We start from the raw sequence: 22771 nt of genomic DNA, 5'->3' as shown, positions 1-22771 counted from the left end.
ACGGCTCAGCGCGCCCCGGCCAGCGCCCGCAGGCCGTCGTCGATCGACACCGTCGGTTCCCAGTGCAGGTCCCGCCGGGTCCGCCGCTGGTCGAACCAGTGCGCGGTCGACAGCTGCTCCGCCAGGAACCGCGTCATCGGCGGCTCGTCGGTGCCGGGTCGGACGCGCCACACGGCCTCCACCGCGGACCCGACCGCGCGGGCGAGCCCGGACGGCGCGTGTGCCCCCGGTGCCGGGACGCCGGACGCGACGCAGATCCGTGCCAGCAGTTCCCCGACCGGTCGGGGCTCCCCGTTCGTGACCACGTAGACGTTGCCGTGCACGGCCTCCGCGCGGTCCAGCGCGGCGACCATGGCGGTCGCGGCGTTGTCCACGTAGCAGGAGTCGATGAGGGCGGCACCGGAGTCGAGCACCGGCAGACGGCCACGACGTGCGCGGTCCACGATGCGGCCGACGAGCTGCTCGTCGCCGGGGCCCCAGACCAGGTGCGGGCGGACGGCGACGACCGCGAACCCGGGGGCGTCGGCGGCGAGCGCGAGCAGTTCGGCGGCGGCCTTCGTCCGGGCGTACTCGCCGCGGGCGTTGCCGGGCGAGGCCGTCGTGGCGTCGTCCCCGGCGATGGACGCTCCCGCGTGGGCGACCGACGGGGACGAGACGAAGACGAACCGCGTGACGCCGGCGTCGCGCGCGGCCGCGAGCAGGTCCCGCGTGCCCGCGACGTTGACCCGTTCGAAGTCGGCCGGGTCCCCGGCCAGCGAGACCTTGGCGGCCAGGTGCACCACGGCGTCGACGCCCTGCACGGCGGACCGCACCGCTGCCGGGTCGGTCACCGTGCCGAGGACGTCGACCACCCCGTCGACGCCCGTCGGTCGCCGCTGGAAGGTCCGGACGTCGTGCCCGGCGTCCCGGAGGGCAGCGGCGACGGCGCGCCCGAGGAAGCCGCTGGCACCGGTCACCAGGACCGTCACGGGCGGGTCATCCGTCCGCCCGCCAACACCGAGGACGCCCAGCGCGCCAGGCGTGCCCGGTCCACCTTCGAGTTGTGGCGGATGTCGGTCGGCAGTTCCGGCACGACCAGCACCGCGGCGACGGGCACCCCGGCCGCTGCCCGGACGGCGTCCGCGAGCGCCGGGTCGGCGAGCGCGGGGCGACGGGCGGCGGGGACGGTCTCCACGACGGCGACCACCGGCTGCGTGCCGGCCGGACCGACGCCGACGACACCCGCGCGCCCGACGCCCGGGACGCGTTCCGTGCGCTGCTCGGGCCCGACCGGGGTCACGACACCGGTCGGGGCCGTGATGACGTGCTGCATGCGGCCCTCGACCCAGAGCTGCCCGGAGGCGTCGAGGTGTCCGACGTCCCCGGTGCGGTGTCCGCGCGGGTCGTCCACGCCGAGACGGGAGACCCGGTCGGTGCGCCAGAGCCGGTCGTAGTGGTCCCGCACGTGCGGCGCCGCGACGACGATCTCGCCGGTGACGTCGGGCGTCTCCGTGAGCGCTCCGGTCGCCCGGCCGTCCTCGTCGAGGGGTGCGATGCGCACCCGGACGGACGCAGCGGGTCGGCCGACGCAGATGCCCGACGACGCGGACGCCGAGGCGGCCGTGACCCCGTCGAGGTCCACGTCGGTCATGAGCAGCCCCTCGGTCATCCCGTAGGGGGTGTGGGCGCTGGCGTTCGGCATCAGTTCGGTCGCGGCGGTCAGCAGCGCGGCCGACACCGGGGCTCCGGCCGACAGGAACAGCCGCACGCGGCCGAGTGCCCGGCGGTCGTCGTCGGTGAGCGCCGACGCGGTCGCGACGACGTTGGCGATCGCGGCCGGCGACAGGAACACGACGGTGGCGTCCGCCGCGGCGACGGCGTCCGCGACCGCACGGGCGGTCAGGGTGCGCGGCGCGGTGACGTCCATGTCCGGTGCCACGGAGCGAGCGCCGAGCGCGGGACCGAGGAGCGCGAAGGGCGCGAACCCGGCGACCAGTCCGGTGCCGACGCCGACGTCGTACTGCCCGGCGAGCGCATCCCGCACCGCGCCGAGCTGGCCGTGCCTGTAGACGACGCCCTTCGCGGGCCCGGTCGACCCCGAGGTGAAGAGCACCGCGGCCGGGGCGTCGGGCGCCGGGGCTGCCGGCAGCGCCGTGCCGGCAACGAGGCGTGCTGCTCCCCGGCGGGCGACGGCGGCGAGGGTGTGCTCGACGCGCAGGGCCGCACGGGCCGGTGCGGGGAGCGCGACGGTGGCGATGCGGCGGCCGGGCCAGCCGAGCGCGCGTGCGGCGGCGAGTCCGGGCAGCGCGCCGATGACCCAGTCGGGCCGGGCACCGCGGACGGCACGGGTCAGCCCGCGGAGGCCGAGACCGGCATCGGCGACGACGACGACCGCGCCGACGCGCACGCAGGCGTACAGCGCGGCGGTCAGGTCCGCGCCGGGGGTCACGAGGAGCGACACGCGGTCGCCGGGACGGACACCGAGGTCGACGAGTCCCGCGGCGACCTCCTCGATCCGTCGGGCGAGCAGCCGCCAGCTGATCGTGCGGGTCCCGCCGGGGGCGGCCATCTCGACCAGGGCAGCGTCGTCGCTGTCCCGCAGCTCTTCGAGGTGAGCCCAGAGCGGGCGGCCCGGATCGACATCGGCGGCCGGGAGGCCCGCACCACCGTCCGCCGGCACCGCGCCGTCCGGCAGGCGGTCGCCGAGCCAGTCGAAGACCGTCCCGGCCACGTCGGCGTCGTCCGGCAGCAGGTGACCGGCGCCCTCGAACCGGTGCACGTCGGCCTGCGGCAGACGGGCCGCGAGGTCGTCGAGGTACCGCTCGAGGAACACCGGGTCGCGCGGCCCCCAGAGGAGCAGGGCGGGGACGTCGAGCGCGGCGACGCCGGCTGCGATGCGGTCGAGTTCGGCCGCGCTCGGGTGCTGCGCGTCGACGGGGATGTCCGCGACGAACCCGCCGACCGCCCCGCGTCGGGCAGCGCCGCGGTACGGGGCGCGGTAGGCGTCGGCGGTCGCCCGGTCGAGCCGCGGGTGCGCGATCGCGAGGGTGGTCTCGATGAACGCCGGCGTCACGACCGTGGCCCGGCCGAGCAGGTGCGGGCGGAGCGCGAGGCGCAGGGGTGCCGGGATCGGGGCGTCGTCGGGCTGGTGGACCGCGGTGTTGCAGGTCGTCACCGCGACGACGAGGTCGGGGTGGTCGACGGCCCAGCCGAGCGAGACGACACCGCCCCAGTCGTGACCGAGCGTGACGACCGGCCCGGTCAGGCCGAGTTCGTCGGTCAGCGCGCCGAGGTCCGCGACCCGGTCGGCCAGACGGTGGTCCTCGCCGGTGCGCTCCGAGAAACCCATCCCGAGCTGGTCGACGGCGACCACACGCCACACGGGGCCACCTGCCGCGGCGACCTCGAGCGAGCGCGCGAGCACCGAGCGCCACAGGTAGGACCACGTCGGGTTGCCGTGCACGCACAACAGGGTGCCGACGGGCTCCAGGCCGAGCTCGTCGAGCTGCCCGGCCGTGTCGAGCAGGTGCCAGGTGCGCTCGGGTCGGGCCGTGCCCGCCGTCGGACCGGCTGACGCGGGGACGGTGACCAGACGGGACCACGCGGGGTCGAGTCCGGGCAGGGGCGGCGGGAGCGTCGCCGGAGCCGTGGTCGCGGCGACGCGGGGCAACCGCGGTGTCACCAGCGCAGTTCCATCATCGCCGTGTTGATGCCGGAGCCGACGCCGCCGAGGAACACGCGGTCCCCGGGGCGGATGGAGCCGCGGGTGACCTCGTCCGCGAGTGTGATCGGGATCGACGCCGGGCCGACGTTGCCGAAGCGCTCGTAGGTGGTGGGGACCTTGTCGCGCTCGACACCGATCGCCTGGACGAAGGCGTTCGTGTGCACGTCCGAGACCTGGTGCAGGACGTAGCGGTCCATGTCGGCCCAGTCGAAGTGGGCGCGGGCCTCGTTCCAGGCGGCGACGACGAGTTCCATGCCGCCCTTGAGCAGCATCTTCGCGTCCGTGAACATCCCGTCCACGCTGCCGACGCACAGGTCGTACCACTGGGTCGCCGCGCGGGTGACGCCGCCGACGATCCGGTGGCCGGCCGGGTGCAGGTCGGCCGGGCCGAGCACGGCGGCGGCAGCGCCGGAGCCGAGCGTCAGGCTGGCGAACTCGCTCATGAAGTCCTTGCGGTTCCGCCCGCCCTGGTTCAGGCGGTCGATCGTGTTGAGCTGCACCTGGTCGGCGTCCTCGCCGTCCACGATGAGCGCGTACTTGATCTGCCCCGAGTCGATCATGCCCGCGGCGACGCTCATCGCGTTGACGAAGCCGAGGCAGGCGTTCGCGATGTCGAAGTTGATCGCCGACGTCGGCAGGCCGAGACCGTGGTGCAGCCGCACGGCCACCGAGGGCTCGAGGTGCGGACGGGTCACCGACGTGTTGATGAGCAGGCCGACGTCCTCCGGCTTGATCCCCGCGGCCGCCATCGCCCGACGTCCGGCGTCGATCGCGGCGGTCTGGAAGGACTGGTCCTCGCCCCAGTTGCGGCGCTCCCGCACCCCGGCGACGCGTTCGAGCAGCCCCATCGGCAGGCGCAGGCGGCGGAGCACACCGCGGAGCTTCTCCTCGATGTCCGCGGACGTGGTCACGCGCTCGGCGACGGTGGTCTCCACGGCGAGGATCGCGGCGTTCTGGAAACGGACGGTCGCGTTGCCGGGTCGCTCCGTCTCGGCGCTCGGGGTGTCCTGCTGAGGCCGCTCGGTCATGATCGTCACTTGCACATACTTCCGTATCGAGGCTGGGTCTCCGTTGCGACTGCGTCGAACGGACCCCGGGGTTGTCGTCCCCGTTGCCGATCCGGCAATCGTACTGGCCCTGGATGAGCGCCGGTGGGATGCTGCGCGCATGACTGCGTACCCCGCTCCCCGGTCCGAAGCCGAGACGTTCTGGACGGCCCGCTACGGGGACTCGCCGATCTGGTCGGGACGGCCGAACGCATCCCTGGTCGACACGCTCGGGCCGCTCGTCCCCGGATCGGACGACGACCCCGCGTCCGACCCCGTCGGCGCCGAGACCGGCCCCACAGCCCTCGACCTCGGGTCCGGCGAGGGCGGCGACGCCCTGTGGCTGGCGGCGCAGGGATGGCGGGTGACCGCGGTGGACATCGCGCCGAACGCGCTGGACCGGGGCCGGGCCGAGGCGGAGCGTGCTGGGCTCGGCGACCGGGTGCGGTGGGTGCAGGCCGACCTGGCCGCGTGGGACACCGACGACCGGTTCGACCTCGTGTCCGCGTCGTTCCTGCACTCGTCGGTGTCGTTCCCGCGGGCGGCGGTGCTGCGCCGTGCGACGACGTTCGTCGCCCCGGGCGGACGCCTGCTCGTGATCGGGCACGCGGGCTCGCCGTCCTGGGCCGCTCACGAGGAGCACGCGCACGCCGAGCCCCTGGTCGGGCCCGGGGAACAGGTCAGCCAGCTCGCACTCGGTGCCGGGTGGACGGTCGAGGTCGCGGAGCTGCGCACGCGGACCGTCACCGGGTCGGACGGTGGCACGGCGACGCTCGAGGACTCCGTGGTGCTCGCCCGACGCACCTGAGGGTCGGACGCACGACCGGCCCGGACGGCCGGCCCGGGACGACCGGAGGCCCGGGATGACGGGAGGCCCGCGATGACGGGAGGCCCGGGGCCCGCCGGACAGGGACGTCGCCCTGCCTGCGTGCCCCGGGCCTCCCGGCCGGGCGGCGGCGTCAGCCGCGCAGCTCGAGGTACTTCGCGATGAGCGCCTTCGTCGAGGAGTCCTGCGCGTCGAGGACCGCACGGTCGCCCTGCACGGCCGGGGTGACCTGCAGCGCGAGCTGCTTGCCGAGCTCCACGCCCCACTGGTCGAACGAGTCGATGCCCCAGATGGTCCCCTCGGTGAACACGATGTGCTCGTAGAGGGCGATCAGCTGGCCGAGGACGCTCGGAGTGAGTTCGGGCGCCAGGATCGACGTGCTCGGCTTGTTCCCGGTGAAGGTGCGGGCGGCGACGATCGCCTCGTCCGTGGTGCCCTCGGCGCGGACCTCGTCGGCGGTCTTGCCGAACGCGAGCGCCTTCGACTGGGCGAAGAAGTTCGCGAGGAACAGGGTGTGCACGTCCTGGCCCGGCTGCACGGCCTTCCCGTCGCCGGTCTCGTCCTGCAGCGCGTGCGCGGGCTTCGCGACCGTGATGAAGTCGGCCGGGATCAGGCGCGTGCCCTGGTGGATGAGCTGGTAGAACGCGTGCTGGCCGTTCGTGCCGGGTTCACCCCAGAAGACCTCGCCGGTGTCGGTGACGACGTCCGAGCCGTCCCAGCGGACGCGCTTGCCGTTCGACTCCATCGTGAGCTGCTGCAGGTACGCGGGGAAGCGGTGCAGGTACTGCGTGTACGGCAGGACCGCGTGGCTCTGCGCCCCGAGGAAGTTCGTGTACCAGACGTTGAGCAGGCCCATCAGGACCGGGACGTTCTCGGCGAGGGGCGCGGTGCGCATGTGCTCGTCGATGGCGTGGAAGCCGGCGAGGAACTGCTCCCAGTTCTCCTTGCCGATCGCGATGACGACGCTCGTGCCGATGGCGGAGTCGACCGAGTAGCGGCCGCCCACCCAGTCCCAGAAGCCGAAGGCGTTCTCCGGGTCGATGCCGAACGCGGCGACCTTGTCGAGCGCGGTCGAGACGGCGACGAAGTGCTTCGCGACGGCGTCCTTCTTCTCGTCGTCGCCGGCGTCGGCGAGGCCGAGACCCTGCCACAGCCACTGGCGGGCGAGACGGGCGTTCGTGAGCGTCTCGAGGGTGCCGAAGGTCTTCGACGCGACGATGAAGAGCGTGGTCTCGGGGTCGAGGCCGGCCGTCTTCTCGGCGATGTCGGCCGGGTCGATGTTCGAGACGAAGCGGACCTCGAGCCCCTGCTGCACGTACGGCTTGAGGGCTTCGTAGACCATGACCGGGCCGAGGTCGGACCCGCCGATGCCGATGTTGACGACGGTCTCGATGCGCTTGCCGGTGACACCGGTCCACGCGCCGGAACGGACCTGCTCGGCGAAGCCGTAGACCTTGTCGAGCGTGGCGTGCACGTCGGCGTCGACGTCCTGCCCGTCGACGTTCAGGGGCGCCGCGGGCACGAGGCCCTCGGTCGCCGCCGGACGGCGCAGCGCGGTGTGCAGGACGGCGCGGTCCTCGGTGACGTTGATCCGCTCGCCGGAGATCATCGCCTGGTACCGCTCGGCGACGCCGGTGTCCTCGGCGACCTGGAGGAGGGCCTGCAGGACCTCCTCGGTCACCAGGCCCTTGGAGAGGTCGACGGTCAGGTCGGCTGCCTGGAAGGTGTACTTCTCGGCACGACCGGGGTCGGCGTCGAACCACCCACGGAGGTCCGGGGAGAAGCCGTCGGCGATGCCGGCGAGCTGCTTCCACCCTGCGGTCGTCGTGGGGTCGACGGGTGCGGATTCGGTCACTTCGGTCCTCCTGGACGCCAGAGTTCGGTCAGCCCGCAGACCTGGCGCAGCATCGCGTCGCGGGCCGCGTCCGAGCGTAGTGCCGTCGCACTCACCTCGCGCACAGGGGAGGCGCCTGGGCGAGCAGTACGTCGACAGTCGTACTGTGGACGGGCCTCCCGGCGGCTCCACGTCCGTCGGCCGGTCCCCTGCACGACCAACGGAAGGACCCGCGTGACCCACGCACTCTTCGACCCCATCACCCTCCGCGGCCTCGAGATCCGGAACCGCGTGTGGATCCCGCCGATGTGCCAGTACATGGTCGAGGCGCAGGACGGCGTCCCGACCCCGTGGCACCTCGTCCACCTCGGCGCCCTCGCCCGTGGCGGTGCCGGTGCGGTCGTCGTCGAGGCCACGGGCGTCGTCCCCGAGGGCCGCATCAGCCCGCAGGACCTCGGCCTGTGGAACGACGACCAGCGAGACGCCTTCCGACCGATCACCGACTTCATCCACAGCCAGGGTGCGGTCGCCGGGATCCAGCTCGCGCACGCCGGCCGCAAGGCCTCGACCAGCCGTGAGTGGGGACCGACCGCGGGCGGCGGCAACGTCGCGCCGGAGCAGGGCGGGTGGCAGCCGGTCGGTCCGTCGCCGATCGCGTTCCCGGGCCTGCACGTCCCGACCGAGCTCACGACCGAGGGCATCGCCGAGGTCGTCCGTGCGTTCGCCGCTGCGGCCCGTCGCGCCGTCGACGCCGGCTTCGACCTGCTCGAGCTCCACGGCGCCCACGGGTACCTGCTGCACGAGTTCCTGTCACCGCTGTCGAACGAGCGCACCGACCAGTACGGCGGGTCGCTCGGGAACCGGGCGCGGGCCCTGCTCGAGACCGTCGACGCCGTGCGCGCCGAGGTCGGCGAGGCCGTACCGCTCGTCGTGCGCCTGTCCGCGACCGACTGGGTCGAGGGCGGCTGGGACCTCGCCGAGACCGAACAGGTCTCCACGTGGCTCGGCGAACACGGCGTCGACCTCGTGTCGGTCTCCACCGGCGGCAACGTGGCGGACGCCCGCATCCCGGTCGGCCCCGGGTACCAGCTGCCGTTCGCGACCGCGATCCGGCAGGCCACCGGGATCCCGGTCGCGGCCGTCGGCATGATCGACGACGCCTTCCAGGCCGAGCAGATCGTCGCCCTCGGGCAGGCCGACGTGGTCCTCGTCGGACGGGGGGCGCTGCGCGACCCGAACTTCCCGATCCGGGCCGCCCAGGCGCTCCGGGTGGACCTGCCGTACAAGCCCGCCCCGTACGAGCGCGCCTACCGCTGACGTCCGGTCCGCCGCCGGGCGGCGCGGCCGTGCCGCTACCGTGGTGGCATGACGGGCACGGGGGCGACCGCCGGGGGCGGTCCGACGCAGGACGACGGCTGGTCACGGCTGCCGGTGGGTCCCCGCGAGCACCGGCAGGACGCGGTCCTGGCGCTCGTGCTCGCGGGGGCGCTCGCGGTCTCGGTGACCCTGTACTCCGCCGTGGGGCTGTACGACGACCCGGCGGCGTGGTGGGTGTGCGCACTGATGGTCGTCGCGAACGCCGGGCCCCTGGCGTTCCGCCGCCGGTTCCCGATGACGGTGGCCGTCGTCGCCGCGCTGGCCTTCGCGGCCACGCAACTGCTGCACGTGCCCGAGGGGCTCTTCACCAACTTCACGCTGTTCATCGCGCTGTACACCGTCGGGGCGTGGTGCTCGGACCGCGTGCGGTCCGAGGCCGTGCGCTGGTTCGTCATCGCCGGGATGTTCGCGTGGGTGTTCCTGGCGATCGTCTTCCGCTGGTCGGTGCCGAGCGCGCTGCCCGACGACGGTCACTCCGTCATCCCGCCGTTCGTCGCGAGTTCGCTCCTCACGATCGTCATCAACCTCGTCTACTTCGGCGCCGCCTGGTACTCGGGCAACCGGGCCTGGGCAGCGGCCGTCGCCGCGCACGAGCTCGGCCAGCGCACGGCCGAGCTCGCCGCGGAACGCGAGCGGTCGGCGGCGCAGGCGGTCGCGCTCGAACGCGTCCGGATCGCCCGTGAGCTCCACGACGTCGTCGCCCACCACGTCTCGCTCATGGGCGTCCAGGCCGGGGCCGCGCGGCGCGTGCTCGACCGCGACCCGGCGCAGGCGGCGGCGTCCCTCGGCGTCGTCGAGGACAGTGCCCGGACCGCGGTCGAGGAACTCCGCCGGATGCTCGGCACGCTGCGGGAACCCGGCACGGACGCCCCGACGACCCCGGCGGAGGCGCCGAGCACCGAGGGCCTCACCCGGCTGCCGGAACTCGCCCGGGCCGCCACGGACGCCGGGCACGAGACCGGGTTCAGCGTCGTCGGCGACGAACGACCGGTCCCGCCGACCGTCGCAGCGGTGACCTACCGCATCGCGCAGGAGGCGGTGACGAACGTCCTCAAGCACGCCGGACCGGACGCACGGGCCGACCTGCGGCTCCGGTACCTGCCGGACGCGGTGGAGCTCGAGGTGACGGACACGGGCGCCGGGGCACGGGCCTCCCGGTCGGCGGGCGGCAGCGGGCTCGGACACGTCGGCATGCGTGAGCGCGTGGCGGCGGTCGGCGGGCGGATCGAGATCGGACCGCGGGACCGCGGCGGCTACCTGGTGCGGGCATGGCTGCCGACGACGTGATCCGGGTCGTGCTCGCCGACGACCAGGACCTGGTCCGCGCCGGCTTCCGGGTCATCCTCGAGTCGGAGCCCGGTGTCCAAGTGGTCGCCGAGGCCGCCGACGGCGCGGGCGCGGTGGCGGCCGTCGCCGCGCACCGGCCGGACGTGGTCTGCCTCGACGTGCAGATGCCGGGTGTCGACGGCCTCGAAGCGGCGCGCCGGATCACCGCGGGCCCGAACCCACCGGCCGTGCTCGTCCTCACGACCTTCGACACCGATGAGTACCTCTTCGACGCCCTGGCCGCCGGGGCGAGCGGGTTCCTGCTGAAGAACGCCTCGCCGGAGAAGCTCATCGAGGCCGTCCGGACCGTCGCCCGCGGTGACGCCCTGCTCGCTCCGGACGTCACGCGCCGGGTGATCAGTCGAGCGACCACGGCCAGCGTGCCGGTGGTCGACCATGCCGTGCCCGACACGGACGTGGCCCTGCCGGGTCTGACGGAACGCGAGACCGAGGTGCTGCGGCTGCTCGGTCGGGGGCTCAGCAACGCCGAGATCGCCGGCCAGCTGTTCGTCGGCGAGGCGACCGTCAAGACGCACGTGTCGAACGTCCTCCAGAAGCTCGGCGTGCGCGACCGGATCCAGGCCGTGGTCTGGGCGTACGAGCACGGGGTGGTGCGCTCGGGCGAGTGAGCCGCCGCGGTCCTCCCCCGCGCGGCGGAGACGCCGACGCACGCGATCCCCGTCTCGTGCCGGAGGCGCCGCCGCCCGCCACCGCAATAGCGTCGGAGGCGCAGCGACGGCCGCTGCGGAAGGGGACCCCATGCTCACCATCGAGGGAGTGACGAAGCACTTCGGCGAGCGCCGTGTGCTCGACGACGTCGGCTTCAGCGTCGGACGCGGACGACTGACCGGGTTCGTCGGCGGCAACGGTGCCGGCAAGACGACGACCATGCGCATCATGCTCGGCGTGCTCGACGCCGACAGCGGCACGGTCGCGCTCGACGGCGCACCGATCGGACCGGCCGACCGCCGCCGGTTCGGCTACATGCCGGAGGAGCGCGGGCTGTACCCGAAGATGCCCGTCGCCGAGCAGGTCACGTACCTGGCCCGCCTGCACGGTGTGGACCGACGGACCGCCGCGGCCCGGACGGCCGAGCTGCTCGAGCGCCTCGAGCTCACCACGCACGCCGGCGACCCCGTCGAGAAGCTCTCGCTCGGCAACCAGCAGCGCGTGCAGGTCGCCGCCGCGCTCGCCCACCGGCCCGAGGTGCTCGTGCTCGACGAACCGTTCTCCGGCCTCGACCCGATGGCGGTCGACACCGTGCTCGGTGTGCTGCGGGAGACCGCGGCCGACGGTGTCCCGGTGCTGTTCTCGAGTCACCAGCTCGACGTCGTGGAGCGGCTCTGCGACGACGTGGTCGTCATCGCCGACGGCCGGATCCGTGCCGCCGGACCCCAGGACGAACTGCGGCGGGCCGCCGGTCCCGCCGCGTGGGAGCTCCTGGTGGCGGACGACGTGGCGTGGGTCCGCGACGAGCCCGGCGTCCGCATCCGCACCTTCGACGGCGGGTACGCCCTGTTCGAGGCGGACGAGTCCGTGGCGCAGGCCGTCCTGCAACGGGCCGTCGCACGCGGCACCGTGGCGTCGTTCGGTCCGCGGGTCCCCCGGCTCAGCGAGGTCTTCACGGAGGTCGTCCGATGAGCCTCCTCGACAGCAGCACGATCGACGCCGTCCGGCTCGTGACGGTGCGCGAGATCCAGGCGCGGCTCCGGAGCAAGGCGTTCGTCGTCTCGGCGGCGATCCTGCTCGTGATGGTCGTCGTCGGCATCGTCGTCGGCGGGATCGTCGGGAAGTCGGCGGCGGACGCCACGACCCCCGTCGCCGTGGTGAGCGGCGTGACCCTGCCGACGACGGACGGTCTCGACGTGACCGAGACGGCGGATCGGGACGCGGCGGAGCGCCTGGTCCGCGAGGGCGAGGTCGACGCCGCGGTCGTCCCGGACGGCGGCCAGCTCGGGTTCCGGCTCGTCGGCCTCGACAGCGCCCCCACCGACGTGGTGTCGGCGTTGAGCGTGTCGCCGCAGGTCGATCTGCTCGACCCCGACGCGCTCCCGCCCGGCCTCGTCTCGCTCGTCGGCATCGCGTTCGGCGTCGTGTTCTTCGCCTCCGCGGTGACGTTCGGTCAGTCCATCGCGCAGAGCGTCGTGGAGGAGAAGTCGACCCGCGTCGTGGAGATCCTGATGGCGGCGATCCCGGCACGGGCGCTGCTGGCGGGCAAGGTGATCGGCAACAGTGTCATGGCGCTCGGGCAGATCGTCGCGATCGCGATCGCCGCGGCCGTCGCCCTGGCGGTCACCGGGCAGGACAACCTGTTCACGCTGCTCGGTCCGAGCGCGCTGTGGTTCGTCGGCTTCTTCGCGATCGGGTTCGTCCTCATCGCGGCGCTGTTCGCGGCGTCGGCGGCGCTGGTGTCCCGCCAGGAGGACGTCGGCAGCGTCACGACACCGGTGATGATGCTGCTGATGATCCCGTACTTCCTCATCGTGTTCGCCCCGGACGACCCGACGGTCCTCGGCATCATGTCGTACGTGCCGTTCAGTGCCCCGATCGGGATGCCGGTGCGGATCTTCCTCGGGACGGCGGCGTGGTGGGAGCCCGTGCTCTCGCTGCTGGTCGTCCTGGCATCGGCCTTGGTCGTCGTGCTCCTCGGGGCCCGGGTGTACGAGAACGCCCTGCTCCGCACCGGCGGTCGGGTGAAGCTCGGCGAGGCGATCCGCGGCTGACCGGCCCGACCACGCCGACGGTGGCTCCGTCACGGCGGTTCCCGGACACGGGACGCCGGACGGGGCCTCCGACGTGCGACTCTTGAGGCGATGCCGATCGACGACGCGATGCCGGTGCGTCTCGAGGTGACCGGGACGGACATCGACGATGCCGCAGCCCACCTCGCCCGTGTGTACGACGCCGAGCTCGTCGCGACGCCGAGCGCCGTCCCGTTCGCGTTCCGGTACGCGTCCATGGGCGACGACACGATGTCACTGCACACGTCGCGGTTCGCCGGGCACATCGACGGCTCGCTGCCCCCGTCGTCCTCCGTCATCGTGCAGTGGCTCCGGTCGGGGGCGTCCCGGCTCTACACCGGCGGCGACCCCGTGGACATGGTGCACGGCGTCCCGGTGCCCCTGCTGCCGGACCGTACGTTCTCGTTCGAGATGGACGACTACGAGCAGCGGCTCGTGCACCTGTCCCGCGAGGTCGTGGAGCGCGTCGCGTCCGAGCAGGGCGCGGACGTGACGGGTGGACTCCGGTTCGACGTCACCGCCCCGCCGTCGGAGCAGTCGGTGCGGACGTGGCACAACACGGTGTCACTCGTCTCCCACACCCTGCGTGACGGCGTCCCCGGGCGCCTCCTGCACGCCGAGATGGCACGGCTGGCGTCGGCGGCCCTGCTCGAGATGTACCCGCAGCAGCACGCCGCCACTCCCGACGTGCCCCCCGCGCAGTCCCCGCACGTGCGCGCTGCGGTCGACTACGTGCACGAGAACGCCCGGTCGCCGATCACGACGAGCAGCCTGGCGCGCCACCTCGACATCGGCCTGCGGGCGCTGCAGGAGGCGTTCCAGCGTGACCTGCAGACCACCCCGAACGCGTTCATCCGGCGGGTGCGACTCGACCGGGTCCGGCAGGAGTTGCTCGCCGCGGACCCGGCGACCCGGACGGTGCGCGAGGTCGCTGCGGCCTGGGGCTTCGCCCACCTCGGACGCTTCGCCCAGCAGTACGCGGCGGTGTTCGGCGAGCGGCCGAGCGACACCCTCGCCAGGTCCTGACCGCGACGGACGCCGCACGGTTGCCGGACCACCCATGCCGCAGAGCAGACGGCGGCGACGTCAGATGAAGGCGGAGGCCGCGGTCGGCCCGTAGGCACCCATGAGCGTCACCACGGCGAGGCGTGCCGACCGGGCGGGTCGGGTCGTCCCGTGGATGGCCGCCTCGACCTTCGCGCCGTGGACGAGCAGCGAGAGCGCGTCGGCGACGTGGACCGGGAGTCCGGCGCGGGCGGCGAGGGCGTGCAGGTGCGCCTCGAGGATCGTGAGGTGCTCTTCCGCCAGTGCGGCGACGAGCGGCTCGGAGTGGCCGAGCTCGCCGTAGCCGTTGATGAACGCGCACCCGGTCCAGGCGTCGTCGTCGAACGAGGCCTCGAGGTGTGCGAAGACGGTGAGGATCTCGTCGCGGGCGTCCTCGACCCCGTCCGCTGCGGCGGCCAGCCCCAGCGTCCAGCGTTCCTGTCGGAAGCGGAGGACCGCGACGACCGCGTCGATCCGCTCGGGGAACAGCGCTCGCACCGTCTCGGTGTCGGTCAGCGCGGCTCCCGCCACGCGGCCCGCGGAGAGTCCGGCCGCGCCGGAGGTGCTGAACACGCGGTCCGCGGCCTCGACGATCCGGGCCCTGACCCACGGGTCGTCAGCTCGTTCGCCGACCCCGCCCACGTCAGCGGTCCCTGGTCGGGGTGGTCGCGTCGCGGGAACAGAGCCGTTCCAGACGACCGAGCCGCGACCAGATGTGCTGGTGTTCCGCGGCGATGCCGGTCGCGCTCGTCCCGACCCGGAGCGGGCGGGCCACGGGCGCGACAGCGTCGGTCACGCTGCGACCAGGAAGAAGTCCGCGTAGGTCGGCTCGGCAGCGGTCCCCAGGGAGAGCTTCGTCTGCACGATGCGGTCGATCTCGGACGGGGAGGTCATGCCGTGCCGGTGCCACTCGAGCGGGTCTTCACGGAGGTGTTGCATCACGGACGGTTCACGCATGGAGGGCCTCCTGCTCACGCATCAGAGCGGTCATGTCGATCGGCTCGGTCAGGGCGACGGTGTCGTACCCGGACGCGGCGGTCGCGGCGCTCACGCGGCCACTCCGAGGACGATCACGGCGAGGGCGGAGGCCGTCACGGCCGCGAGGCCGACGACGAGCGCGCTGGCTGCCAGCAGGCGGCGCCGTGCCGCCTCCCGGACCTCCGAGAACCCGGTGCCGGGGCGCGAGCTGGGGGCGACGGCGGACCGGGTGGTGGCCGTGGGGTGCTCGGCGACGAGCGCGACGAGCGGATTGCGGACGACGGTGGTGGCGTGCATCTGCGACGCCTCCTCACTGGGACCTCGGACGGCCTGACTGCGGCCAGGATCACCGTGCGAACGGCCTCCGCAGATCGCGGAGGATGTCTGAGGACGACGGTGGGGAGTGCGTCCTGGCATCCTCCACGCTAGGTGACGGGTCGGCCGCGCCACGAACGAACCGGACGATCCGCGAATCGCGGACACGGCAGCGCCGCGCATCCCGAGTGGTGGTGCCGCGCAGTCCGTCCCCGTGGGTCGGTCTGCGCCTGCGAGGGCCAGCCCGGGGACGCTCCGGTCAGCCCCGGCGCGTACCGTCCGAGGCATGAGCAACGTCATCATCCTCGGCGGCCACGGTCGCGTCGCCCTCCTCACCGCGCAGCTCCTCACCGCTCGCGGTGACACCGTCTCGTCGGTCATCCGGAAGGCCGAGCAGCAGGACGACGTCCGCGCCACCGGTGCCGAGCCGGTCGTCGCCGACATCGAGCAGCTCGACATCGCCGGGCTCACCGACCTGGTCCGCGGGCACGACGCCGTCGTCTGGTCGGCCGGTGCCGGTGGCGGGTCCGCTGACCGCACGTGGGCCGTCGACCGCGACGCCGCCATCCGCACGATGCACGCCGCGCTCGACGCCGACGTGCACCGCTACGTGCTCGTGTCCTGGTCGGACGCGGGCCTCGGCCACGGCGTCCCCGAGGACGACGACTTCTTCGCCTACGCCGAGGCGAAGACGGTCGCCGACGCCGTCCTCCGCGACTCCGCCCTCGACTGGACGGTCGTCGCGCCGAGCACCCTGACGGACGACGAGCCGACCGGGGCGGTCGAGACGGCGGACCCGTCGTCGAGCATCGCCCGCGGGGACGTCGCCGCGCTGGTCGCCGCCGCGCTGCACGACGACGCGTCGGTCGGCAAGACCTTCCGCGTCAATACCGGGAGCACGCCGATCGAGCAGTTCGTCCGCGACTGACCCGCGCCTCCCGGCCGCCCCGTCCCGCACCGGCCCGAGACGCCGGCGTCACCTCGGAACGCCGCCGGGTCCCCGAGACGCCGCCGTATCCGGCGGCGTCTCGCCCGTCCCGCGGCGTCGCACGCAGGCGGGCCCGACCCGCGACCCACCGCCGTCAGTCGAGCAGGGCCGCGGCGACCGTCCGCGCGGTCGCGGTGTCCCCGCCGCCGTCCCGGAGCCGCATCGCGAGCGAGCCCGACACGACGAGGAGCAGCTGGTCGGCGAGGACCTCGGCGCGGTCGCCGACGAGCGGGACCGCCCGGTCGCGGAGCCGCTCGCGCAGCGTCGACGTCTCGCCGTGCAGGACGGCGGCGATCTCCGCTGGGGCGTCGGCGTACTCGGAGGCCGTCCCGAGGAACGCGCACCACCGCGACCCGGTCGGGGTCGAGCGGAAGGCATCGAGCGCGTCGAACACGGCCAGCAGGCGCCCGCGGTCGTCGACCGCCCGCGCCACGGCGTCGTCCCAGGTCCGGATCCACTCGTCGTGGCGACGGGTCAGCGCGGCCGCGACCAGCGCCTCCTTGCTGGGGTACCCGCGGTAGAGCGTGGCGGCGGAGACACCCGCCCGCTCCAGGACGGCGTCGATCGGGGTCGCGGCGATGCCCCGCGTGAAGAAGAGTTCCTCGGCGGCGTCGAGCAGCTTCCGCTCCGTCCCTGGACGCATGGTCATGGCAGCACCCTAGGGTGTGAAAAGTGAAACGTCCGTTTTCGTTCTTCGCCCGTCCCGGAGCACTCATCGCCAGCGGCACGGCGCTCATCGCCGCGACCTACGGGCTGGTCCGCCTGGCGTACGGCCTGTTCCTGCCGGATGTCCAGCGGTCCCTGTCCCTCGGAGACGGTCCCGCGGGGCTCATCGCGGCCGGGTCCTCGCTCGTGTACTGCGTCGGTGCGCTCGTCGGGTTCCTGCTCGCCCCGACCCGGCCGCGCACGACCGTGGCGCTCGCCTCCGCGTCGGCCGGGCTGGGCGTCGCGTGGATGGCCACCAGCGCGACCTCCGCGGTGTTCGGCATCACGACGGTCGTCGCCTCCGCCGGGGCAGGGCTCGCCTCCCCCGCACTCGTCCGACTCGTGCAGCGGGACCTCCCCGCCGGTCGCGCCGACGGCGCGCAGGCCGTCGTGAACTCCGGGACCGGGCCGGGACTCGTCGTCGCCGGGCTGCTCGCCCTCGTGCTCCTGCCCGACTGGCGCACGGCGTGGACGGCTGCGGCGGTCGTCACGGTCCTGGCCGGAGCGGCGGTCCTCGTCGCGGACGCGTACACACACCCGCGTCGGCACGTCCGGGAGCCCCACCCGCAGCCCGTCGGTCTCCCGCCGTGGAGCTGGTTCGTCGCCCACGGCCGCCTCGTGGTCGTCGCGCTGCTGCTCGGCACGGGGTCCGCCGCGGTGTGGACCTACGGACGGTCACTCCTCGTCGACGCGGGAGCCCCGGCGTCCCTGTCGGTGCTCGCGTGGACCGCCCTGGGCGTCGGCGGTGCAGCGGTGGCCCTGACGGCCCGCGTCCTCGGTCGACTCCGAGCACGGACGGCGTGGACGGTCACCTCGGCGGCGGTCGCGGTCGCCACGCTCGGCCTCGGACTGGCACCGGTCGCTCCCCCCGCGGCCCTCGTCGCGCTCGCGCTCGCCACGTGCGTGCTGTTCGGCTGGGGCTACACCGCGGCGACCGGGGCGCTCATCGCGTGGACGACCGAGGTCGACGCCGGGCGGGCGGCCTCGGGGACGTCGGTGCTGTTCGTCGTGCTGGTGCTCGGACAGGCACTCGGAGCGGCTGCAGCCGGAACGGTCGTCGCCACCGTGGGGACCGGGCCGGTGTTCGCTGCCGCGACGGCCGTGGTGGCGGCCGCAGCGCTCCTGACGGTCAGGGCTCCTGCAGGTCGGGGTACTCGTCCAGGTCCGGCACGTCGGTCATCTCCTCGCCCCAGGCCGGACGCGCCGGCTGCAGGCGGAGGGTCTCGCGCTCGAGGTACGCGGTGACCTCGTCGTCACGGGGATCGTCGACGCCGGCGTCGACCGGCACCGAGAAGATCTCGCTCGCCGGGCCGATGAGGAGATGTGCGGTGGCGACGTCCCCGGTCTCGGTGATGACGGGGACCTCGACGACGTCGGACCGGCCGGCCACCGCGAGCGCGCGGCAGTACCGGAGGAGGGCCTTGCAGGTGCGGTCAGCGACGAGGAAGGAGCTGTTGACGTAGTGGACACGGCGCATGTCGGTCAGGCTGTCCGCCGTTCGCTGGGTGAGCGCCTAGGATCAGCCGGAGCCGGCCAGAACGGCGCGGAAGGACACCACCATGGGCAAACTCGTCTACGACTCGACGTTCACCGCGGAGTTCGACGACCGCCTCCTGACGCACCTGCAGATCGTGATCGGCATGAAGTTGCGCCGCGGCGAGTCGTTCATGTTCTCGTGGAAGGACGACGTCGAGCTCGGCGACGGCCGGACGGCCATCTGGCTCGACCGGTCGATGCCGCTGGTCTTCCGCTACTCGGGCAGCCGCGTCCCCGCCGTGAACCGTGCCTGGGTCGAAGCCCTCGGTCTGACCGCGGGCTCGTCGGCCGGTCTCCGCATCGTCCCCGAACCGACCGACAGCGGAGAGACGCTGTGAAGCGCACGGTCATCTCGTACGGCGGCAACCGGTACACGATCGCGAACGAGGACGTCGCGTCGGTGCAGGCGCGGATCACCGAGGGCCTCCGCAACGAGCCGTGGATGTGGCTCGAGGTGAACCACGGTGACGGCCGTGCGACCCCCGCCCGTCTGCTCGTGTCCCCCGCGACGCCGGTGGCCGTCATCCGTGAGCGTGACGCTGACGAAGAGGACGATCACTCCTCGGTCGCGCGGCACCTCCTACCCGACGAGCTCCGGCCGGTGTCCGTCGAGATGGGACCCGCCGACTCCTGACCGGGACCGGCCCCGTCAGGACCGTCCGCCGCCGAGGAGCGCACGGAGCGCTTCCTCGAGCGGGCCGGCGACGGCCTCGACCTCGGCCGACGCCAGCGGTTCCACGCGCGTGGAGGTCCGGAGCATCGTCATGCCGAGCACCACGGACAGGGCGATCTCCGCACGGACGAGGAGGTCCTCGTCGACGATGCCGTCCGGCCGGACCGCGCCCGCCAGCCGATCGGCGTAGCCGCGCAACGTCTCCCGTCGGATGTCGTCGACGGCTTCGTCCCCGGAACTCCGGAGCAGCAGGAGCAGCTGCATCGAGTCCTCGTCGGTGGGGGAACGGATGATGTGCCGGATGAGTCCGCCGATCGCGCGCTCCAGGTCGGGCCCGGGCCGAGGCGTCGTGGACGTCGGCGTGGTGCGGACGAGACAGGCGCGGAACAAGCCCTCCTTCGACACGAAGTAGCGGTTGATGAGCGCGACGTTCACCCCGGCGTCGGCCGCGATGTCCCGGACGGTGGTGGCCCGGTACCCGTCGAAGGCGAAGCGCCGACGAGCCGCCTGGAGGAGCGCGAGACGGGTGGCGGCGGCGTCCTTGCTCATTCCGCGATCGTAGCGCGCCACCGACCGATGTAATCAGCTGTTGACATCTCGCCCGTTCCGCGTACTCTCATCGAGTCAGCAACTGTTGACATCGACAGCGTCGTCGGCCTCCCCATCGACCGGACGGAGCACGATGTCCACCGCCACCGCGAGCCCACGCACGGGTTCCACGCCGACTCCCGCGCCCGCGCACCGCCCGAACAGCACGGCGATCATCGTCTTCCTGTCCCTCGGCGGCCTGTCCTTCGCGGTCCTGCAGTCCCTCGTCGCCCCCGCGCTCGCGACGATCGGGCGGGACCTCGACGTCTCGACGAGCGACGCGAGCTGGGTGCTCACCGCCTACCTGCTCTCCGCGTCCGTGCTGACGCCCGTCCTCGGTCGCCTCGGGGACATGGTCGGCAAGCGCAAGGTGCTCATCGTGGTCCTCACGATCCTGCTGGTCGGGGCGGTCCTGGCGGCGCTCGCCCCGAACCTCGGCGTCCTCATCGTCGCCCGCGCGCTGCAGGGTGCGGCCGGCGCCGTGATGCCCCTGTCGATCGGCATCGTCCGTGACGAGCTGCCGAAGGAGAAGGTGAGCGTCACGATCGGGCTGCTCTCCGCCATCTTCGGGATCGGTGCCGGCGTCGGCATCGTCGCCGCCGGTCCGATCGTCGAGCACCTGTCCTGGCACTGGTTGTTCTGGCTGCCCGCCGTCCTCGTGGTGATCGCCCTGCTCGGCACCGTCTTCGGCATGCCGGAGTCCCCGGTCCGCAAGCCGGGCCGCCTCGACGTGGTCGGGACCGCCGTCCTCGCCGTCTCCCTCGTCGCGGTCCTCCTCGCCGTCAGCGAGGGCCAGACCTGGGGCTGGGGTGACGGCAAGACCGTCGGCCTGCTCGTCCTCGGCGCCGTCGCCCTCGTCGCGTTCGTGCTCGTCGAGCTCCGCGTCGCCGAACCGCTCATCGACGTGCGGCTCTTCGCCGTGCGCGGGGTCTGGACCGCCCACGTCGTCGCGCTGGTCTTCGGCTTCGCCATGTTCGGCACGTTCGTCCTCGTCCCGACGCTCCTCCAGCTCCCCACTGCCACCGGGTACGGGTTCGGCAAGGACGTCACCGAGGCCGGGCTGTTCCTGCTGCCGACCGTCGTCATGATGGTCATCGCCGGCCCCGTCGCCGGCATCCTGGTGCGGAAGGTCGGACCGAAGCCCCCGATGCTGATCGGCGGGGTCGCGATCGTCGCCGCGTTCGTCATCCCCGCGGTCGCGCACGCCGAGCTCTGGCAGGTCGTCGTGTCCGGCCTGCTCACCGGCGTCGGCATCGGCATGGCACTGGCCGCCTGTTCGAACGCCATCATCGAGAGCGTCCCCGCGAACCAGACCGGCGAGGCGATCAGCGCCAACACGGTCGTCCGGACGATCGGGTCGAGCGTCGGCACCGCGGTCATCGCAGCGCTCATCACCTCGCACAGCACGCCGCAGGGCCTGCCGACCGACGACGCGTTCATCATCGGCTTCTGGGCGTGCACCGGTGTCGCGGTCCTCGCGGTGGTCGCCGCGCTCGCGGCGCCGTCGATGCGCGCCCGTCGGGCAGCGGCCGTGGCCGCCGGTGTGACCGACTTCGACGACGTCACGCGCTGACCCAGCGGCCCGGACACACCGTCCGACGGGAGGCCCGGACCGGGTGGGCAGATCCGCTCACCCGGTCCGGGCCTCCCGTCCGTCAGGCGCGGCGGCCGATCGGCTGCCGTCAGGCGCGGTGGTGGTCCCGGCTGAAGACCGCGGCGAGCCGCGCCACCAGGGCCTCCCGGATCCGGACGCCGACCGGCGGCGCGGCCGGGACGGTCCGGACCGGCGCGGTGAAGGCGAGGTCGTGCAGGTTGTTGCGCTTCGAGCCGTCCCAGTTCGCGAACAGGTAGGGCGTGCCCAGCGCCATCAGGCTGCGGACCGGCGCCCGGCGGCTGCCGGCGGCCGCGACGGCGTACCCGGAGTGCCCCGCTGAGATGGCACGGATGACGGTGTCCGCGTCGCTGACACCGTTGGCGGTGACGACGGTGGTGATGCCCGTGCGGTCGCGGGCGACGAATTCGATGATGTGTTCTGTCACGAGGAGCTCAGGGTCGCGAGTGACGTCTCGGCGGGGGTGGGCCGCGCGAGGCTTGGCCGGAACCGACGTTGCTTCCGTCCCAGAGGATACGTCCCACCTCGGGTACGGGGTCGCGGACGATCCCGAATGCGTCGCTGCAGGGCGGTCAGGGAACCCAGACGACGATGCCGCTGAGGTCGTTCAGCGTGGCGGCGACACCCGCGCGGAGCGCCCGCCCGGCCCGCTCGTCGGTGAAGGTGGACGGGTCGTGGTGGCTCGAGACGCCGAGGCCCTCACCGCGGAAGCCTGCACCGGTCCAGTCCGCGGCCGTGACGTTCGACGTCGGCTCGGCGATCTCGGCGCCCAGCACGAGGAACTGCTGGTGCAGGGCGGACGGTGACACCGCGGCGATCGGGTCGACCATCTCGTCGCCGACGCTGATGACCAGGTCGGACCGCTTCGCGATCGCCGTCGCGACGGACGACAGCCGCTCGTCGACGGTGTCCGCGACGACGGGGACCACGGTGACGTCCTCGGCGTCAGCCCACGACTCGACGGCGTCCATGAGCGTCTCGGTCTCGGTGCTCGGGTCGGCGGGCGACAGGAGCACGACGCGGTACCCAGACGGCGGCGCGACGTCGTCCCAGGAGCCGGGCGCCGGGTTCACCGTGGCCTCCGGGGCCGGCGGTTCCTCCGGGTCGACGAAGTCGGAGCCGAGCGTGCCCGTGCCGCGGACGGCCGTGGGGACACCGACGGGTGCGCTGTGCCGGCTCGTCCCGGGGTCACGGTCCGCGGCCCCGTCCGACTGCGCCGAGCAGCCGGCGACCAGGACCGTGCCGGCCGCCACCAGGGCAGCGGCGGCGAGGACGACGGGGGCGCGGGGGACGAGTCGGGTCACGAGATGCCATGCAAGCACACCGAGGTCCCGCGACGGGCTCGGGACGATCGCTGTCCAGCGCCCGTCCATCGGTTCGTTGCCGTCTGTTCGCCTGCGCGTCGCTCTCGGCCGCGATGGTCGGGCCGGTGAAGCACCGACGCACCCTCCCCGCCCCCGGCGGGCTGTCCCTCCTCCC

The 22771-nt window shown here is 73.5% G+C and carries 25 protein-coding genes; 12 read left to right on the top strand and 13 right to left on the bottom strand.

What is annotated here, in order from left to right:
• Window positions 1–5: 5 nt before the first annotated feature.
• Genes DEI95_RS15030 through DEI95_RS15020 form a run of 3 tightly spaced genes read right to left on the bottom strand, consistent with a single transcriptional unit; the run spans window position 6 to window position 4731 of the window.
• A complete protein-coding gene (locus tag DEI95_RS15030; protein WP_110901704.1) occupies window positions 6–968 on the bottom strand; it encodes an NAD(P)-dependent oxidoreductase in 963 nt (320 codons plus the stop codon).
• Window positions 965–3661 carry an alpha/beta fold hydrolase gene (locus DEI95_RS15025; protein ID WP_258367623.1) on the bottom strand — a complete coding sequence of 899 codons (2697 nt, stop codon included), beginning with the start codon at window positions 3659–3661 and terminating at the stop codon, window positions 965–967. The genes DEI95_RS15030 and DEI95_RS15025 overlap by 4 nt, the downstream gene beginning before the upstream one ends.
• Entirely contained in the window at window positions 3658–4731 is a 1074-nt protein-coding gene (locus tag DEI95_RS15020) for a 3-oxoacyl-ACP synthase III (protein WP_110826038.1), read from the bottom strand. The genes DEI95_RS15025 and DEI95_RS15020 overlap by 4 nt, the downstream gene beginning before the upstream one ends.
• Before the next feature lie 139 nt (window positions 4732–4870).
• On the opposite strand from DEI95_RS15020, the gene DEI95_RS15015 reads away from it, so the two are divergent.
• Window positions 4871–5557, top strand: a complete 687-nt coding sequence (locus DEI95_RS15015) for a cyclopropane-fatty-acyl-phospholipid synthase family protein (protein ID WP_111060750.1) — start codon at window positions 4871–4873, stop codon at window positions 5555–5557.
• Between the two features lie 151 nt (window positions 5558–5708).
• Here the strand turns inward: DEI95_RS15015 and pgi are convergent, their stop codons facing one another.
• Window positions 5709–7430, bottom strand: a complete 1722-nt coding sequence (gene pgi / locus DEI95_RS15010; protein WP_111060749.1) for a glucose-6-phosphate isomerase — start codon at window positions 7428–7430, stop codon at window positions 5709–5711.
• Window positions 7431–7643: 213 nt separating this feature from the next.
• Between pgi and DEI95_RS15005 the strand changes: the two genes are divergently transcribed.
• The 6 genes from DEI95_RS15005 (at window position 7644) to DEI95_RS14980 (ending at window position 13879) form a co-directional block, all read left to right on the top strand.
• A complete protein-coding gene (locus tag DEI95_RS15005; RefSeq protein ID WP_111060748.1) occupies window positions 7644–8726 on the top strand; it encodes an NADH:flavin oxidoreductase/NADH oxidase in 1083 nt (360 codons plus the stop codon).
• 48 nt (window positions 8727–8774) lie between these two features.
• A complete protein-coding gene (locus DEI95_RS15000; protein ID WP_111060747.1) occupies window positions 8775–10073 on the top strand; it encodes a sensor histidine kinase in 1299 nt (432 codons plus the stop codon).
• Complete coding sequence (locus DEI95_RS14995) at window positions 10055–10741, top strand: response regulator transcription factor (protein WP_111060746.1); 687 nt, start codon at window positions 10055–10057, stop codon at window positions 10739–10741. The genes DEI95_RS15000 and DEI95_RS14995 overlap by 19 nt, the downstream gene beginning before the upstream one ends.
• Before the next feature lie 130 nt (window positions 10742–10871).
• Window positions 10872–11753, top strand: a complete 882-nt coding sequence (locus tag DEI95_RS14990) for an ABC transporter ATP-binding protein (protein ID WP_111060745.1) — start codon at window positions 10872–10874, stop codon at window positions 11751–11753.
• A complete protein-coding gene (locus DEI95_RS14985) occupies window positions 11750–12835 on the top strand; it encodes an ABC transporter permease (RefSeq protein ID WP_110891375.1) in 1086 nt (361 codons plus the stop codon). Before DEI95_RS14990 ends, DEI95_RS14985 begins: the two co-directional genes overlap by 4 nt.
• Before the next feature lie 90 nt (window positions 12836–12925).
• The gene (locus tag DEI95_RS14980) at window positions 12926–13879 is read left to right on the top strand and encodes a helix-turn-helix domain-containing protein (RefSeq protein ID WP_111060744.1); all 954 of its coding nucleotides are present in this window, start codon (window positions 12926–12928) and stop codon (window positions 13877–13879) included.
• Window positions 13880–13939: 60 nt separating this feature from the next.
• Here the strand turns inward: DEI95_RS14980 and DEI95_RS14975 are convergent, their stop codons facing one another.
• From DEI95_RS14975 to DEI95_RS14970, 4 genes are all read right to left on the bottom strand, one after another.
• Window positions 13940–14470 carry a TetR/AcrR family transcriptional regulator gene (locus DEI95_RS14975; RefSeq protein ID WP_146243693.1) on the bottom strand — a complete coding sequence of 177 codons (531 nt, stop codon included), beginning with the start codon at window positions 14468–14470 and terminating at the stop codon, window positions 13940–13942.
• A 70-nt stretch (window positions 14471–14540) separates the two neighbouring features.
• Window positions 14541–14693: a hypothetical protein gene (locus DEI95_RS16785; RefSeq protein WP_181436389.1), complete on the bottom strand. Its 153-nt coding sequence runs from the start codon at window positions 14691–14693 to the stop codon at window positions 14541–14543.
• Window positions 14690–14854, bottom strand: a complete 165-nt coding sequence (locus DEI95_RS16780; RefSeq protein ID WP_181436387.1) for a hypothetical protein — start codon at window positions 14852–14854, stop codon at window positions 14690–14692. Before DEI95_RS16780 ends, DEI95_RS16785 begins: the two co-directional genes overlap by 4 nt.
• Before the next feature lie 90 nt (window positions 14855–14944).
• The gene (locus DEI95_RS14970) at window positions 14945–15172 is read right to left on the bottom strand and encodes a hypothetical protein (RefSeq protein ID WP_111060742.1); all 228 of its coding nucleotides are present in this window, start codon (window positions 15170–15172) and stop codon (window positions 14945–14947) included.
• Between the two features lie 304 nt (window positions 15173–15476).
• On the opposite strand from DEI95_RS14970, the gene DEI95_RS14965 reads away from it, so the two are divergent.
• Window positions 15477–16118, top strand: coding sequence for an NAD(P)H-binding protein (locus tag DEI95_RS14965; protein ID WP_110825902.1), 642 nt, complete (start codon window positions 15477–15479; stop codon window positions 16116–16118).
• A 154-nt stretch (window positions 16119–16272) separates the two neighbouring features.
• On the opposite strand, the gene DEI95_RS14960 is transcribed toward DEI95_RS14965, so the two are convergent.
• A complete protein-coding gene (locus DEI95_RS14960) occupies window positions 16273–16827 on the bottom strand; it encodes a TetR/AcrR family transcriptional regulator (protein ID WP_111060741.1) in 555 nt (184 codons plus the stop codon).
• 23 nt (window positions 16828–16850) lie between these two features.
• Here DEI95_RS14960 and DEI95_RS14955 point away from each other — a divergent pair, with 23 nt between their 5' ends.
• Window positions 16851–18128, top strand: a complete 1278-nt coding sequence (locus tag DEI95_RS14955) for an MFS transporter (protein ID WP_111060740.1) — start codon at window positions 16851–16853, stop codon at window positions 18126–18128.
• Here DEI95_RS14955 and DEI95_RS16485 read toward each other — a convergent pair.
• Window positions 18013–18360, bottom strand: a complete 348-nt coding sequence (locus DEI95_RS16485) for a hypothetical protein (RefSeq protein WP_146243692.1) — start codon at window positions 18358–18360, stop codon at window positions 18013–18015. The two genes, DEI95_RS14955 and DEI95_RS16485, sit on opposite strands and share 116 nt — an antisense overlap.
• An 82-nt stretch (window positions 18361–18442) precedes the next feature.
• On the opposite strand from DEI95_RS16485, the gene DEI95_RS14950 reads away from it, so the two are divergent.
• Complete coding sequence (locus tag DEI95_RS14950) at window positions 18443–18757, top strand: ATP-dependent DNA ligase (RefSeq protein ID WP_110911008.1); 315 nt, start codon at window positions 18443–18445, stop codon at window positions 18755–18757.
• Complete coding sequence (locus DEI95_RS14945) at window positions 18754–19053, top strand: hypothetical protein (protein ID WP_111060739.1); 300 nt, start codon at window positions 18754–18756, stop codon at window positions 19051–19053. Before DEI95_RS14950 ends, DEI95_RS14945 begins: the two co-directional genes overlap by 4 nt.
• Window positions 19054–19068: 15 nt before the next feature.
• Here DEI95_RS14945 and DEI95_RS14940 read toward each other — a convergent pair whose 3' ends face one another.
• Window positions 19069–19641: a TetR/AcrR family transcriptional regulator gene (locus tag DEI95_RS14940; protein WP_111060738.1), complete on the bottom strand. Its 573-nt coding sequence runs from the start codon at window positions 19639–19641 to the stop codon at window positions 19069–19071.
• A gap of 133 nt (window positions 19642–19774) precedes the next feature.
• On the opposite strand from DEI95_RS14940, the gene DEI95_RS14935 reads away from it, so the two are divergent.
• Entirely contained in the window at window positions 19775–21253 is a 1479-nt protein-coding gene (locus tag DEI95_RS14935) for an MFS transporter (RefSeq protein WP_111060737.1), read from the top strand.
• Window positions 21254–21362: 109 nt separating this feature from the next.
• Here the strand turns inward: DEI95_RS14935 and DEI95_RS14930 are convergent, their stop codons facing one another.
• A complete protein-coding gene (locus DEI95_RS14930) occupies window positions 21363–21719 on the bottom strand; it encodes a hypothetical protein (protein WP_110825895.1) in 357 nt (118 codons plus the stop codon).
• Between the two features lie 145 nt (window positions 21720–21864).
• A complete protein-coding gene (locus DEI95_RS14925) occupies window positions 21865–22596 on the bottom strand; it encodes a hypothetical protein (protein WP_110901729.1) in 732 nt (243 codons plus the stop codon).
• Window positions 22597–22771: the final 175 nt, after the last annotated feature.

The organism is Curtobacterium sp. MCBD17_008 (assembly GCF_003234475.1).
Classification (GTDB): Bacteria; Actinomycetota; Actinomycetes; order Actinomycetales; family Microbacteriaceae; genus Curtobacterium.
The sequence above is the reverse complement of the archived record's forward strand: the minus strand, read 5'-3'. Positions and strand labels throughout refer to the sequence as shown.

Coding starts and splice junctions, on each gene's coding strand:
- DEI95_RS14940 (WP_111060738.1), bottom strand. CDS start 19,641: ATGAGCAAGGACGCCGCCGCCACCCGTCTCGCGCTCCTCCAGGCGGCT.
- DEI95_RS14965 (WP_110825902.1), top strand. CDS start 15,477: ATGAGCAACGTCATCATCCTCGGCGGCCACGGTCGCGTCGCCCTCCTC.
- DEI95_RS14970 (WP_111060742.1), bottom strand. CDS start 15,172: ATGCACGCCACCACCGTCGTCCGCAATCCGCTCGTCGCGCTCGTCGCC.
- DEI95_RS15020 (WP_110826038.1), bottom strand. CDS start 4,731: ATGACCGAGCGGCCTCAGCAGGACACCCCGAGCGCCGAGACGGAGCGA.
- DEI95_RS14985 (WP_110891375.1), top strand. CDS start 11,750: ATGAGCCTCCTCGACAGCAGCACGATCGACGCCGTCCGGCTCGTGACG.
- DEI95_RS14980 (WP_111060744.1), top strand. CDS start 12,926: ATGCCGATCGACGACGCGATGCCGGTGCGTCTCGAGGTGACCGGGACG.
- DEI95_RS14935 (WP_111060737.1), top strand. CDS start 19,775: ATGTCCACCGCCACCGCGAGCCCACGCACGGGTTCCACGCCGACTCCC.
- DEI95_RS15000 (WP_111060747.1), top strand. CDS start 8,775: ATGACGGGCACGGGGGCGACCGCCGGGGGCGGTCCGACGCAGGACGAC.
- DEI95_RS14950 (WP_110911008.1), top strand. CDS start 18,443: ATGGGCAAACTCGTCTACGACTCGACGTTCACCGCGGAGTTCGACGAC.
- DEI95_RS16485 (WP_146243692.1), bottom strand. CDS start 18,360: ATGCGCCGTGTCCACTACGTCAACAGCTCCTTCCTCGTCGCTGACCGC.
- DEI95_RS14995 (WP_111060746.1), top strand. CDS start 10,055: ATGGCTGCCGACGACGTGATCCGGGTCGTGCTCGCCGACGACCAGGAC.
- DEI95_RS14990 (WP_111060745.1), top strand. CDS start 10,872: ATGCTCACCATCGAGGGAGTGACGAAGCACTTCGGCGAGCGCCGTGTG.
- DEI95_RS16780 (WP_181436387.1), bottom strand. CDS start 14,854: ATGCGTGAACCGTCCGTGATGCAACACCTCCGTGAAGACCCGCTCGAG.
- DEI95_RS15015 (WP_111060750.1), top strand. CDS start 4,871: ATGACTGCGTACCCCGCTCCCCGGTCCGAAGCCGAGACGTTCTGGACG.
- DEI95_RS14960 (WP_111060741.1), bottom strand. CDS start 16,827: ATGACCATGCGTCCAGGGACGGAGCGGAAGCTGCTCGACGCCGCCGAG.